The organism is Clostridium sp. HBUAS56017 (assembly GCF_007115085.1).
Classification (GTDB): domain Bacteria; phylum Bacillota; class Clostridia; order Clostridiales; family Clostridiaceae; genus Clostridium; species Clostridium cibarium.
This window is the reverse complement of the sequence record NZ_SULK01000035.1, coordinates 13,544-27,992: the sequence shown is the minus strand read 5'-3', so window position 1 is coordinate 27,992 and position 14,449 is coordinate 13,544. Positions and strand designations below refer to the sequence as shown.

At 27.8% G+C, this 14,449-nt stretch carries 13 protein-coding genes; 9 read left to right on the top strand and 4 right to left on the bottom strand.

Annotation, left to right across the window (positions count from 1 at the left end):
• Positions 1 to 594 precede the first annotated feature (594 nt).
• Complete coding sequence (locus FAY47_RS19055) at positions 595 to 1,356, bottom strand: expansin EXLX1 family cellulose-binding protein (protein WP_143318517.1); 762 nt, start codon at positions 1,354 to 1,356, stop codon at positions 595 to 597.
• Positions 1,357 to 1,643: 287 nt separating this feature from the next.
• Between FAY47_RS19055 and FAY47_RS19050 the strand changes: the two genes are divergently transcribed.
• The 5 genes from FAY47_RS19050 (at position 1,644) to FAY47_RS19035 (ending at position 5,948) form a co-directional block, all read left to right on the top strand.
• Positions 1,644 to 2,435 (top strand): EFR1 family ferrodoxin, encoded by a 792-nt coding sequence (locus FAY47_RS19050; RefSeq protein WP_143318516.1) that lies wholly within the window; start codon positions 1,644 to 1,646, stop codon positions 2,433 to 2,435.
• Between the two features lie 685 nt (positions 2,436 to 3,120).
• Positions 3,121 to 3,699 (top strand): accessory gene regulator B family protein, encoded by a 579-nt coding sequence (locus FAY47_RS19045; RefSeq protein WP_143318515.1) that lies wholly within the window; start codon positions 3,121 to 3,123, stop codon positions 3,697 to 3,699.
• 33 nt (positions 3,700 to 3,732) lie between these two features.
• A complete protein-coding gene (locus FAY47_RS20490; RefSeq protein WP_185966908.1) occupies positions 3,733 to 3,876 on the top strand; it encodes a hypothetical protein in 144 nt (47 codons plus the stop codon).
• 99 nt (positions 3,877 to 3,975) lie between these two features.
• Positions 3,976 to 4,704, top strand: a complete 729-nt coding sequence (locus FAY47_RS19040) for a LytTR family DNA-binding domain-containing protein (RefSeq protein WP_185966907.1) — start codon at positions 3,976 to 3,978, stop codon at positions 4,702 to 4,704.
• Positions 4,701 to 5,948 (top strand): GHKL domain-containing protein, encoded by a 1,248-nt coding sequence (locus tag FAY47_RS19035; protein WP_143318513.1) that lies wholly within the window; start codon positions 4,701 to 4,703, stop codon positions 5,946 to 5,948. The genes FAY47_RS19040 and FAY47_RS19035 overlap by 4 nt, the downstream gene beginning before the upstream one ends.
• A gap of 145 nt (positions 5,949 to 6,093) precedes the next feature.
• Here FAY47_RS19035 and FAY47_RS19030 read toward each other — a convergent pair whose 3' ends face one another.
• Positions 6,094 to 6,474 (bottom strand): VOC family protein, encoded by a 381-nt coding sequence (locus FAY47_RS19030; RefSeq protein WP_143318512.1) that lies wholly within the window; start codon positions 6,472 to 6,474, stop codon positions 6,094 to 6,096.
• A 259-nt stretch (positions 6,475 to 6,733) separates the two neighbouring features.
• On the opposite strand from FAY47_RS19030, the gene FAY47_RS19025 reads away from it, so the two are divergent.
• Entirely contained in the window at positions 6,734 to 8,023 is a 1,290-nt protein-coding gene (locus tag FAY47_RS19025; protein ID WP_143318511.1) for a hemolysin family protein, read from the top strand.
• Between the two features lie 122 nt (positions 8,024 to 8,145).
• On the opposite strand, the gene FAY47_RS19020 is transcribed toward FAY47_RS19025, so the two are convergent.
• Positions 8,146 to 8,865: a polysaccharide deacetylase family protein gene (locus FAY47_RS19020; protein ID WP_143318510.1), complete on the bottom strand. Its 720-nt coding sequence runs from the start codon at positions 8,863 to 8,865 to the stop codon at positions 8,146 to 8,148.
• A 149-nt stretch (positions 8,866 to 9,014) separates the two neighbouring features.
• A complete protein-coding gene (locus FAY47_RS19015; RefSeq protein ID WP_143318509.1) occupies positions 9,015 to 9,779 on the bottom strand; it encodes a CsxC family protein in 765 nt (254 codons plus the stop codon).
• Positions 9,780 to 10,098: 319 nt separating this feature from the next.
• Here FAY47_RS19015 and FAY47_RS19010 point away from each other — a divergent pair, with 319 nt between their 5' ends.
• From FAY47_RS19010 to FAY47_RS19000, 3 genes are all read left to right on the top strand, one after another.
• Positions 10,099 to 11,310, top strand: coding sequence for an endonuclease (locus FAY47_RS19010; RefSeq protein WP_143318508.1), 1,212 nt, complete (start codon positions 10,099 to 10,101; stop codon positions 11,308 to 11,310).
• A 159-nt stretch (positions 11,311 to 11,469) separates the two neighbouring features.
• Complete coding sequence (locus tag FAY47_RS19005; protein ID WP_143318507.1) at positions 11,470 to 13,197, top strand: indolepyruvate ferredoxin oxidoreductase subunit alpha; 1,728 nt, start codon at positions 11,470 to 11,472, stop codon at positions 13,195 to 13,197.
• A gap of 230 nt (positions 13,198 to 13,427) precedes the next feature.
• Positions 13,428 to 14,414 carry a flavodoxin family protein gene (locus FAY47_RS19000; RefSeq protein ID WP_143318506.1) on the top strand — a complete coding sequence of 329 codons (987 nt, stop codon included), beginning with the start codon at positions 13,428 to 13,430 and terminating at the stop codon, positions 14,412 to 14,414.
• Positions 14,415 to 14,449: the final 35 nt, after the last annotated feature.

The window sequence follows — 14,449 nt, the reverse complement described above, 5'->3', positions numbered from 1 at the left end:
TGATGGTACTGCATGGGAGACTGTGTGGGAGAGTAAGACGTTGCCAGGTAATTGAGAAAAGGATAGTGAAAACTATCCTTTTTTTATTGGTGTGCCCAGCATGGGTACGCGATAATCGGTGAAAGTACATATTCTTACCTGAGGAGGCCTCATAGATATGCATTAAGTGTGAAAATAGACAAATGGATTAGAAGAAGGCTAAGAGCTTATATATGGGGAAATGGAAGAATATTGGAACTAAATTAGGAATTAATAAATACAAAGCGTGGAAATATGCAAATATAACAAAAGGCTATTGGAGAATCTCCAACAGCCCGATTTTAAACAAGTCTTTAAATAATAAATACCTAGAATCGCTAGGAGATATTAGTCAACACAAACATATCAAATCATACATTAAATTCTAATGAAACGCCGTATACACAAAACGGGTACATACACTAGTGTGAGAGAACGTTAAATAAAATAATCATTTAGTTTCTAATTGATCAAAATTAAGTTAATATCTAATAGTAAAAATGTGCAATGAGTTAAGAACTGTACAAAATAAGAATTTCATGTGCGATTATGTGAAAAAATTGCGAGGTGAAACTCTTATCTAAAATTAGTAGTTGAATAAACCAAATTATTGGATGAAATTATTGTGTCAGGAAGTTGAACATGTCCAGGAACAATATAAGATTGAGAAGTTCCATATTGAGGTAAAGAATTTATTGTATCTGTAACTGTAACGCCTCTAATATCTGTAATTCTTACTTTAATAGCTTTAGTTCCCATATTAGTACCAACAAAATGGTTCCATGACATTTTTGGCATGTTAATCCAAGTATTATCTTTAAGATATTCCATTTTTATAACAGGATATTTATGATTTCTTACTTGAATTGCAGCCCAATATTGACTGCTACCTTCTTTTATTCTATAAGAAAACATTCCTTTTACAGGGGCTTTTACTACATGCCATTTTATATTGATTTTTCCATCAGGTATATTACCAATTTTAGCAAATGAGGCTGGACAAAGATCCAATGAACCTTTAGCTCCTTCAGGATATAAATCGGTAACGTAAACAATGGTTTTTCCTTTTGTGCCTTGAACTTCTAGATATGCGCCAGCTAATGCTGCATTAACTCCGTTATAGTTATAATCATCAGGATCTAAAGCGGTAATTTCCATATCTGGAGAAATAGGATCTAGAAGAGAAGCACCACCAGAATAGCCTGAACCAGTATATGTGGCATAGCTTGAATGCAAACTATCCCAAGTAGCAAAAGCTTGTACATTAAAGCAAAGTGAAATGTTAATAGCAACTACAAATGATATAAGAATTTTTCTTTTTATATAACTTCTTTTCATAATAACCTCACTTTTAAAATATTTACCTAATTCAATAAATAGGTATTTAATAAAAATATACTAGCAACAGGTAAATTTATCTATAAAAAATCCTATAATAGTATTTTGAGTTCGTAAATGAATATTTTCTACTTAATACCCTTTTTAAGACTATATTAATACTTTTTATGACATTTTATACCAGTAATTTTAGATGGGTTAACATAGTTTTATTTTTGTTGATAACAATAATGTGATATAATTCTCGTAATGGATTAAGTTTACATATAATAATCAGGGGGGAGAAAATGAAAATTGCAATTTTATATTTTAGTGGGACTGGAAATACAAAATGGATAGTAGATTCCCTGAGTAAAATGTTAAAAGCGGAAAATCAAGAAGTATACTTATATTCTCTAAATAGCATATTTGATATAAGTTCAGTAAAGGTGACTGAAGTTGATATGATAGGGATAGCATACCCAACATACTCATCTAAAGCACCACTATTAGTAAGAGAAATTCTTCAAAGGTTGCCTTCAGCAGAAAAACTTCCTATATTCTATATTACTACAACAGGTCATATAGCAGGAGATGTTAACCTATACACCCACAAAGTAATGAGGAAGAAAGGATACAAAATATTTCTATCAGCCAATTTTATTTTAGGCAATAACTTACATTTATCTTCATTGTGTCAGTCATCTGCAATAGATTTAAATACGGGAAAATCAAGAATTAAGATACTATATAGAAAAATAGGTAACGTATGTGCAAGAATTATAAATTTGGAAGATTATATAGAGGGTAAAAATATTTTTGCAAGAATATATGGGACATCACAAAGATTTATAGGAGAGAAACTCGTTAGAAATCGTTTCAAGGGATTCTATATAAATGATAAATGTAATCGATGTGGTTGGTGTATTAGAAATTGTCCAATGCAAAATATTAAGAATAGAGATGAAAAAATAATTTTTGAGGACAAATGCATATTATGTATGAAATGTTATAATTATTGTCCTAAAAATGCTGTTCAGGCAAGTATTAAAACTGAAAATTTGAAAAAGTATAAAAGATATATAGGGCCAAATCTGTAAGGTGAAATTTAGTAGTTTATATATGATAATTGAGAATTAATGGATAAAAATCTTAATGATCGTTTTATATGTTAACAGACTTTTATAAGGATATAGTTTGGAAATTCTGCAAGAGTTTCATCCAAAATAATTCTCAATTTTCAACAATTAATTATGAATTAGAAAGTTCTGCTACAGCTATTTTAAATAACATTTATACACACTAATACTGTTATCTAAGGTTTCAATAGCAAAACAATGTGGAACGCTTTGATTATTATTTTTAAACAAAAATTGAATATTTGAAATTACTTTTTCAATATAATTTTTGGGATATATATTTACTAATAGTAGATTGTTTAAATCTAGAGTGAAATTATTTATAAATTTTGAATATTCCTTTGGGCAGATTATTATATATTTTTTTTTTTGCTTTGTTAATTCGTGAATGCACATATAAATAAAACCTCATAAATTTAATAATAGGTTTATTTTAGCTAACTAATAGCTTTTTTTATCAAGTTGTGTATCAAAGTTTCGATTTAAGGTATAAAAGTTATGTTTAGTAATTAGATAGAATTAGTTTTTATAGAAAGTAGTAATTATATAGATTTATAAGTGAATTTTGTACAAAAGATATTTCTTTTTATTGAAAAAGAGTATATTTATTAAGTAATTAATGGTTAGAATAGTGGAGGAATTATAGTTGGATACTATTATAAGTAAGATAACCAATTTCATAGCAGAAAGTAATGATATATCTGATATATATAAAATCGATAGAATTAGATATGGAGTTGAAATTACTATTAAAGAGTCAGTAAAGTTTATTTTTCTATTTGCAATGGCAATGCTATGGAATAAGTTACCTGAGTTTACCATTGCAACAGTATTGATAGTAGGAATAAGAAGACATATTGGAGGAAGTCATTGTAAGAGTTTTGCTAGTTGTTTTATTAAAACTATCTTAGTTTATGTGGCAATATTTATATTATCATCCAATATAAAAGGGACAAGCTTAACATTACAAGTTTTAGTTAGTATAATCGTGGTGGCTGTTTTATCAAGAGTAAAATATAAAACAAGAATAGTACAAGAAGGAACTAAATCACAAGATTGCAAGGTAAGATTCAAGGTTCTATCTATATATCTAATTATTTTGTTTTCCACTATACTAATCAATAATTATGTATATATTAACGTAGTCTTAATGACAGCACTTTACATAATCTGTGAATATATAAAAAAAGAGATTGAACTAGGTTGTTGTGAGAAAGCTGTTTAGAAAATTAGATAAAAATGAAATGGAGGAATTAGAATGGATATTTTGAAAGCAAAAAAACAATTAACCAATTTGTTAATGGAAGCATCATTAAAGGTGGGAGAAAAAAGTATAGACGAACCATCATTAGTATGGTGGGAAGAATGCAAATTGCCACTAGATTTAAGAGAAAAGAAGTAATAAAAAGGCATTCCTATTTACTGGAATGCCTTTTTATTACAAAGATAATATATATATACTGAAATTGGATAATATGTTACAATGTTTTTGGGTGATATAATGAACATTTTGATAATAGAAGATGAGACTATACAAAATGAAAATCTTGCAAAATTAATTGAAAAAAGTTATCCGAGTATAAATGTATTCAGAGCGTATAGCTGCAGGGATACTAGGAAAATACTGAATATAACTGAAGTGGATTTGTTTTTTGTAGATGTCAAATTGCAGGATGGATCTGGAATTGATTTAGTTAAAGAAGTGAGGCAAATGAGTGGGTATGAACTAAAAGGTGTAATATTTATAACAAATCAAGTGTTTCAAATTGTAGATGCATTTAAAAACACACATTGTTATGATTTTTTAGTAAAACCATATGATGTTAAAGATATAAAAAGAGCTATAGATATCTTTAATAAGAATGATTTTCATGATTCCTTTACGGAAAGGGCTTATTCAATAGTGCCAATAGATAAGAATTTGACTTTTAAGGTTTATCATGATGATATTATTTTTGTAGAATATAATTCAAGGCAATGTATAATACATACTACTAAAAATGATATAATATGCAAAAAGTTATCGTTAGGTAAGTTTTATAATCAAATTGCATCTAAAACAATTGTTCAATCTCATAAATCATATATAGTAAATACAAGATACATAGATAAAATAGAAAAAGAGTATACAAAACTTTGGACTATTAAGTTTATAGAAACAGAAAAAATAGCACAAGCTTCAGTTAATTATATCGATAATGTTTTTAAGGCCTTGGAGGTTAATATATGATTAATTCTTTAATTGAAGTAATTGCAGTATTGATGATATATACTATGCTATTTGAAGAAATAAATTTAAAAAATTGTAGCTCTAAATTAATAATGGCAGTTATTTGTATCATTCCACATTATTATTTAAGAAGTTTGGATGTATATTTGATTAATTTAATTATATCTATAATTATTATATTCATATTGTTTAAATTATTATATAAGATAGATACATATCAAGTAATAGTTAGACTTTTTGTTTCATTCTTTTTTTTATTGATAGGTGAAGCGATGGTAGGTGTGTTACTTCCGTTATTATCCAGTTATGAAAGGAGTTATTCATTACCGTTTTTACTAATCTGTATATTATCTATCATAACAATGCTTACAAAAGTTTTTATTAGGAAATATGCACTAGATATTGAAGAAAAAATTGTAGAAAATATAAAAATGTATCTTTTGCATATTTTAAATTTTTCATTAATATTATTTCTTTTTCAATATTTGAATGATAGGTTGAATTTAGAAGGAATAGAACTAGGAATTATTTTTGTAATAGCGTTAGGAATGATATTGGTAAATATGAAATTAATAAATAATACAACTGAGGAGATAAAGAAAAGGAATATTCAAAGTATAGAAAATCAATATAATCCTATTTTAGAACAGTATTTTGAAAGTTTGAAGGCTAAAGAACATGAATATAAAAATCATTTGAATATTATATATACAATGCTGGAAGTTTCCGATGGGGAAAATACTAAAGATTTAATAAAAGATTATATAAAATGTACAAATAGCAATGATTATTTAACTAGATTAATGTACTTAGATAATAATATTTTAAAAGCACTAATATATAGTAAGATATGTGAGACAGAAGATAAAGAAATTAAATTTAAATATGAAATAAATACAAACTTAAAAAATTTGAATATAGATAATTCAGAACTTGTAATTATTCTTAGTAATTTATTAAATAATGCAATTGAAGCAGCTGAAGAAAGTGAAAGAAAAATTGTAAGTCTAACGATTTTAAAAGAAAATAAAAATGATAAAGATACATATAAGTTTATTGTAGAAAATACAGTTAAAAACTCAACTAATATAGATGTATCAAACATTTTTATTAAGGGATATTCAACAAAGTCTAAAGATAGAGGGTTTGGGCTATATAATGTGCAAAAAATTATCAAAAAGGTGAATGGGAGCGTATTCATAGAAGTTAATGGGGATATAATAACATTTGGAATAAACATATAATTTTCAAAAGGTGTCTATAAATTGTTTTGAAATCAATTTAAGACACTTTTTATAGATATTTACTAGTCATAAATATGATCTACATTCCCATATGCTAAGATAGTATAATATATTATAAAAATCTATTACACTATCTTTTTAATATTCATTTATCTTCACGAAGTAAATATTCATTGCCATCTTGATCTTTAAAAGAAAACATTTTTCCATAAGGCATAGTCATGATATCTTCAACTTCAATATTCTTTGATTTCATTTTCTTATAAGCATTTTCAATATCAGTTGTACTTAACAATACATTTGGATGTGAAATATTAGCATCTGGTTTTTGAGATTTCATCATATTTTTATCATAAAGAATGAAAGTAGTAAATTCGCTTTCGCTTGGCCCGACCTCCAACCATTTCATTGTAGGGCCCATAGGTTGTTCTAATTTAACTATAAATTCTAATTTTTCAGTCCAAAATTTTTTTGCTTCATCTTGATTATTTACATATAAAGTTATTTTTCCTATCTTATCAATCATTTTAGCACCTCCATATGATTTCTAGTTGTAGTTTTTTGCAATTAGAAAGTAAATATGCATGTTACTTTAGGCTGAAGTTAAATTTGAATAGGTATATTAAATTATATTGCATTTTTGACACTTAAATAAGAAATAACATTAAAGACTAATCTATTTAAATATATTAATATGAATAAATATGGTATAATGATAATTATTATTTATGTTAGAATTAAAAAACAAAAGATATAGGAAGATTTGGGAGGGAATTTATTAACATATGGTTAATTTGATAAATATTATTATTGTGTTTTTACTTGTTTTTATGAATGGTTTTTTTGTAGCTACGGAATTTGCCATGGTAAAGGTGAGAAAATCTAGGATAGAAACATTAGTACTTGAAGGAGAAAGAAATGCGAAACATACCTTGAATGTGGTAAAAGATTTAAATTCATATCTTTCTGCATGTCAGTTAGGGATTACCTTAGCATCTTTAGGACTCGGATGGATAGGAGAACCTGCTGTAGCAAATTTATTGGAACCATTGTTTAAAATAATTAATTTACCTGAAAGTGTTGTGCATTCAATTTCATTTTTATTAGGATTTGCACTAATTACGGGATTTCATATTGTACTTGGAGAATTAGCACCTAAATCATTAGCTATTATAAGTTCGGAAAAAATAGCACTTTATACAGCTTTACCACTTATAATGTTTTATAAGATAACTTTTCCAATAATGTGGGCTTTTAACCATAGCACTAATTTAGTTTTGAGAATATTTGGAGTTTCTCAAGTTGATGAACATGAGGAGGCTCATACAGATGAAGAAATAAAAATTTTAGTTGAAGAAAGTTATAAGCATGGGTTAATTGATCAAACTGAATTAACATTTGTAGATAATATATTTGATTTTTCAGAAACAACGGTAAAGGATATAATGATACCAAGGACTGATATGGCATGTGTATATTTAGAAGATGATTTTGAAGATATTACAAAATATGCCTTAGATGAGCAATTAACTAGATATCCTGTATGTAAGGAAAGTAAAGACAATGTTATTGGATTTGTACACATTAAAGATTTATATAAAATGAAAATTGAAGGAAATAATGATAATATAGAGGACATTATTCGTGAAATTAAATTTGTTCCAGAATCTATGTCAATAAGTGAACTTTTAAAGATATTTAAAAGAGAAAAATTGCAAATGGCTATAGTTATTGATGAATATGGAGGCACTTTTGGACTAGTAACTATAGAGGATATTTTAGAAGAAATAGTTGGTGAAATTCAAGACGAATTTGATGATGATGGAGATGACATTATTAAAACTGAAGATGGTAGTTATATTGTAGATGGAAAGTTAATTCTTGAAGATATAAATGAATTATTAGAAATATCTATTGAGGAAGAAAATATAGATACTATTGGAGGGTGGATTTATTCACAACTAAAGGATTATCCAGAAGTTAATGACAAAGTAACTTTTGGGGAGTATGCTTTTATAGTGCTTGATTGTGATAGTAAGAGAATAACAAAAGTATTAATTAAAAAAATTGTATAAATGAAATTTCATTAAAACTCTTACCATAAAAGGTAAGGGTTTTAATATTTTTCATAATAGTAAGAATAAAACTAAGAGAGGTTAGGCTTTTAAATACAACCTCTCAAAAATAGTATTTTTAATTAAATGTAAAGCCAACTTCTTGGTTTAATAAATTCAGGTTTAATAAATTCAACACCTTGGTCTAAAACATAATTTATTATGTCATAGAAATAATTTTGTAAGGATTTTTCGCATTTTTCATGGTCGTGAATTAAAACAATATTATAGACATCTGGAGCAAGAAGTGGTGCTCCTTCTTTGGGATTCATTTCATTAATCTCTTTAATAATATCTTCAAAAGTAAATCCATTATTGTATTCCAATTTATATTCAAAAAAATCAAAGGTCCAATATAAATCAATGTCTTTATTTAGTCCAGATTCATAATACCATGGAAATGTGATTTTATTATCATTAAATTTATTGAACCCACTATTTTTTAGATACTTTTGTAAAGCATCTTTATTTTTACCACCTTTATCTCCATATGGGAAACGAAATATTCTATATCTTCTTTGAATTCCAGCTTCTTTGTATAATAAATTAAGTTGCTCTTCTTGAAGTTCAATTTCTGAAATACATTCATCTAAATCGAGTTCAGAAAAATGTGGATGTGTAAAACTATGGTTGCCTACAATACAATTTTTTTGTATTGCATATATAGCTTCTTTTCTGTTTTTTATAGTTTGTATACCTGTAAAAAACATAATAGATTGTATGTTTTTTTTTATTAAAAAATCTGTAATTGATTTTGTGTTTTTAGTTGGACCATCATCTATAGTCAAATAAGCTTTACTCATTTTAACCTCCTAAATGGGAAATATGCAATTGCTAATTAGAGTATATTCATCTATTAATATAATTAGAAGATTTATTGCAAAAAGAAAGAGGAGCCTTAAAGTGATTATTAAAATCATCATTGAAGAGCATCCTCTTACAGCAAACAATATTATTTCCTGTGTGATAATTCAGAAATAAGGAAATTCCATTCATTATCTAATGCAGAAGGTGTTTTTTTAGTTCTTTCTTTAGCATCTGGTAAACAAACTTGTTGTTTTTGAAGTAATTTCATGCAAAGATAAACTACTGATTTATCAGTGAATTCTTGGAATTCTTTTTCATTAGGGAATCCATGAATTGGATAACCTTTACCATCTATATCTGCATCGAAAACAGCTGACCATTCAAGTTCACAATAAACAGGTTCATTGAAAATCTCTATATTTGATCTATCTGCTTCTCTCATATCTTTTCCCATTCTCTTTTCGTCGAAGTATCTAGCTACCATAGGAGGTACATTTGGTTTAACTTTTGGAAGATGTTCACCGAAATTTACTTTAGTATAAGCTTTAAATGGAATATGAACAGTAGTATCTTTGATAGATCCACCTATTCCAGTTTTTGTTGTACAAGTTTTGGTAGCATACTCTATATTTTTTCTAATATATCCTTCTATAAAAACTTTGTCTGTAGGAGCGATATATCTACATTGAGTTAAAAATATTTGTTTTTCTATTCTTTTTATTTCATAAGAAGGTTCATTAAGTCTAATTATAGATTCAGAGTCTATTTGAATTACAAATTCAGCAAGAACTCTAGGAATTTTATATTCTCCACCATATAATGGGTAATTTTCAGCAGGTGTAAGTGTATCTGCACTTACAACACTAGCATTACATTTTGTAGTATCACAAAAAAGTTGTTCGTTATCCATTTTTTTATCTCCTGTTTATAAAAATTTAGGTTCTAAATATTATTTAATATCCTTATATATACTATTCTTGAAAAAAGCAAAAGGGCACATATATATATATAATTTCAACATATTTTTTGTATATGTTAGTGCAACTTACAGGAAAGTATTAACTTTTTAAATATTAAATGGTATAATGTGAAATATTGGTGCCTAGATATAACTATTTAAGATGAGCTTCATATATAACAAGTAGGCACAGTATTAAGATTATTAAACGACAAATTCATAAGAAAAGGAGGATATATTAAGTAATAATATAAATTTAGGGGGAGTAAATTTGAGTTTAAAGAAGATTAAAGATAAAAGGTATATAATTTCATTTGTGCTTATTTTAGCCTTGTTTACTTTTTGTTATATACCTAAGACGGCATATTCCATAATAGAAGCAGATTTAGGTAAGGCTACATATTCAGTAACAGATGCTATACAAAATCAAAATAATACTTTGGAAATAGTTAAAGGATATGTTGTTGGTGAGCCATCGTCAACAAACCAAGTTCTAAATAGTGGATTTATTGGTGATACAGCTATTGCTATTGCTGATAGTAAATCAGAGTCTAGTACTTCAAAAATGATTTACGTTCAAATTCCAAGCAAATATAGAAGCTCTTTTGGTTTAAAGACAAATCCTACCTTGAAAGGTACTGAGATAAAAGTTACAGGTTATTTAAATTCATATTTTAATCATGCTGGAATAAAGAATATTACAGGTATAGCAAAAGAAAACTCTTCAGATGACAATAATGGAGGAAGCAGTGATAATGGTAATGGTTCTGGAACAGGAGGAGTTTTAAGTCCTTATGATACTACTTATTACTTTTCAGCTATAGGAAAGACTGGATTAGATTTAAAATCAGCACTTCATAGAATAATTTCAAACAATAAAAAATTATCATATGATGCTGTTTGGGATGGAATAAAAGATACCGATGAGGATCCTAACAATCCTAATAATGTGATACTACTTTATACAGGTCGTTCGCAAGGTAAAAATACAAATGGATCAGGTGTTGATAATTGGAACAGAGAACATGTGTGGGCAAAGTCTCACGGTAATTTTGGAACCAGAGTAGGAGCTGGCACAGATTTACATCATTTAAGAGCAGCTGACGTATCTGTAAATAGCACAAGAGGAAATTTGGATTTTGATGAGGGTGGAACTCCTGATAGAGAAGCTACTGAATGCAAACATGATAGTGATTCATGGGAACCAAGAGATAGTGTAAAAGGTGATATAGCTAGAATGTTATTTTATATGGCTGTAAGATATGAGGGGGGCAATGGAGAACCGGATCTAGAATTAGTTAATCAGGTTAATAATGGGACTGCGCCAAACTTTGGGAAATTAAGCACTTTACTTAAATGGAATGCAGAAGATCCTGTAGATGTAAGTGAGATGAGAAGAAATGATATAATATACAACAAGTATCAACATAATAGAAATCCTTTTATTGATCACCCAGAATGGGCAAATAAAATTTGGAATTAATACTAATTCTAATAAATATATAAGTTTTTATAAAGATGAGTATCTTAAAATGTTTTTTAAGATACTTATTTTTATACATTATTTTGAAATAATTATATGTTATGGTAATATGAGTGTGCGCAATAATTTTACTATAAACAGAAAGTAGGAATGAAATATATGAAGAAATTTTTAGTTGGAAATGAAGCTATAGCTAGGGGAGCGTATGAAGCAGGGGTAAGAGTAGCTACTGCACATCCAGGATCACCTACTACAGAAATAGTTCAATGTTTATCAGAATATGAAGAAATCAATGCGGAGTGGTCTATTAATGAAAAAGTTGCATTAGAAATTGCATTAGGAGCATCTATAGGAGGTGCAAGAGCATTGTGTTCTATGAAGCAGGTGGGGTTAAATGTAGCTGCTGATCCATTATTTAATTCTTCTTATACTGGAGTTAATGGAGGATTAGTGATTGTAGTAGGTGATGATCCGGGAATATTTGGTTCTCAAAATGAACAAGATTCCAGATTATATGGAAAGGCAGCTAAAATCCCAATTTTAGAACCAGCTAATGGACAAGAATGTAAAAGTTATACGAAGTTAGCTTTTGAAATTAGCGAAAAATATGATACACCAGTAATGATTAGAATTACTACTAGAGTTGCTAATTGTTATGAATTAGTAGAAATAGAGGATAGAGTAGAGCAGAAAATTAAGGAATACAAAAAAGATATTAATAAGTATGTTTTATTTCCTCCAATTTCCCGAAGAAAACATGAATTTGTAGAAAAAAGAAAATTGTTACTTGAAAAATGTTCTAATGATTTGTCTATTAATAGAATAATTAAAAAAGACAGTAGTTTTGGAATAATAAGTAGTGGAATATCTATTAAATATTCAATTGAGGCTTTTCCAGAGGCATCTATTTTAGAGATAGGAATGTCATTTCCATTGCCGAAGGATAAAATAAGAGAATTTTGTGAATTTTGTGAGAAAATCTATGTGGTTGAGGAACTTGAACCATTTTTAGAAGACGAGATAAAGAATCTTGGAGTAAAAGTTATTGGTAAAGATTTATTTCCTATAACTGGAGAATTGTCGGCAGAAATAATTAAAAGCAAAATTATAGGATTAGAAGAGACTCCTAAAAATAAAGAGGAGGATTTAGCCAATAATCAACAAACCATTTGTGTAGGATGTTCTTATAGAGCTGTTTCATATGTACTAAAAAAATTAGATCTTATCGTCTTTGGGGATACTGGATGTAATACATTAACATCATTTGAACCTTTCGGTTCTATGGATACTTGTATATGCATGGGAGCAAGTATAGGAATGATACAAGGAATTCAGAAAGTAAGGAATGAAACGATAGAAGGAAAAGCTGTAGCAGTTATAGGAGATTCAAGCTTTTTTCATTCAGGATTAACATCATTAATTAACTTAATCCATAATAAAGGATTTGCTACTGTAATTATATTAGATAATTCTATAACTGCTATGTCTGGACAGCAAGATAATCCTGGAAATGAATTTACTATAAAAGGAGAATTTACTTGCAAAGTGGATATAGAAAAGCTTGTAAGAGCAATAAACATTGAAAATGTATACGTAATTGATCCTATTAAAGTAGAAGAATTTGAAAAAATCCTTAAGAATGAACTTGGAGAAAAAAGACCAAGTGTAATTATATGTAAGAGCAAATGTTTAAAAAAATATAAATCTAATGAAAAGAGAGAGTTTGTTGTGAATTCAGTAAAATGCAAAAGATGTAGTAAGTGTTTTGAAATTCATTGCCAAGCTATAGAAATAACAAATGATTATATACAAATCAATAAAGACTTATGTGTAGGATGTGGTTTGTGTAAAAATGTATGTAAATTCAATGCTATTGAAATATTATAAAAAAAGTAAAATGGAATAATGAAATTTCACTGGTTAATATTTTTAAATATATTTCTAAGAATATTAAGAATTTTACGAAAATAACTTTTATGAAAACGCAATCATATATTTATTAAATAAGTTTTTCAAAATGGAAAAGAAATTTAACTTACAGATAACAGTGGACTTTTGATATAATTTTATGGTAAATAATGAATTATTAAATAGGTAATGTAAAAGGAGAGATAATATTGAAAGTATTAGGTATAACATGTGGAAGAAAAATGGGTAATTCTGAAATACTTGTTAAGGAAGCGCTAATGGGGGCAGAAGAAAAAGGAGCAGAGGTAGAGCTTATAAGACTTAACGACTTAAATATTAAGAATTGTACAGGATGTAATGCTTGTGTTGTAAGTTTACTAGAAAAATCTAGCTCTGGAGAATGTGTTATTAAGGATGATGACTTTAAATTTATCGAAGAAAAGATTATGGAGTGTGATGGATTAATTCTTAGTTCACCAATTTATGAAAAAGGGCCTACTGGACTTTTGAAGATATTAGCAGATAGAATGGGACCATCTCATGATGTTGCATTTAGATTTATATCTAAAAGAAATCGCGACGAGAAAGGAATAACTAAAGGTAATTCTGTTGATGAAAGGTCATTTAAGACAAGAGTGGCATCACTTATAGCAGTGGGGGGAAGTGAGTGGGATACTCTAGCTCTTCCATTAATGCACTTGTCAGTTTTATCAACACATATGGATGTGGTAGACAAAATATTAATTAATTGGACAGGCCTTCCAGGGAGTGTAGTATTTAATGAGGAAGCAATAGCTAAAGCAAGAAAATCAGGAGCTCATGTAGCTAAATGTTTATTAGAGCAAACTGACAGAATAATTTCAGATAATAAAGAAATACCAGAATATATTGGGGAGATAGGATTATGCCCTCTTTGTCATTCAAAACTTATAGAAGTAAGGAATGATGATAAGAATTATCCTGTAGTATGTGCTGTATGTGGAGTAAAAGGAACGTTAAATGTAGTGGATAATAAAGTTAAATTTGAGATATCAGAAGAAGATAAAGTTCATTCTCACATAAGGCTTTCTGGGAAATTTGAGCATGGAGATGAGTTAAATAATGTAGCATTAAAACCAAATCCTAAAGTTAATGAACTACCTAAGAGATTAAAGAAATATAGAAAGTATTTGGTATATTCTAAACCAGAACGATAATAAATTTGAATTAAAATATAGGAATATTAGAACAA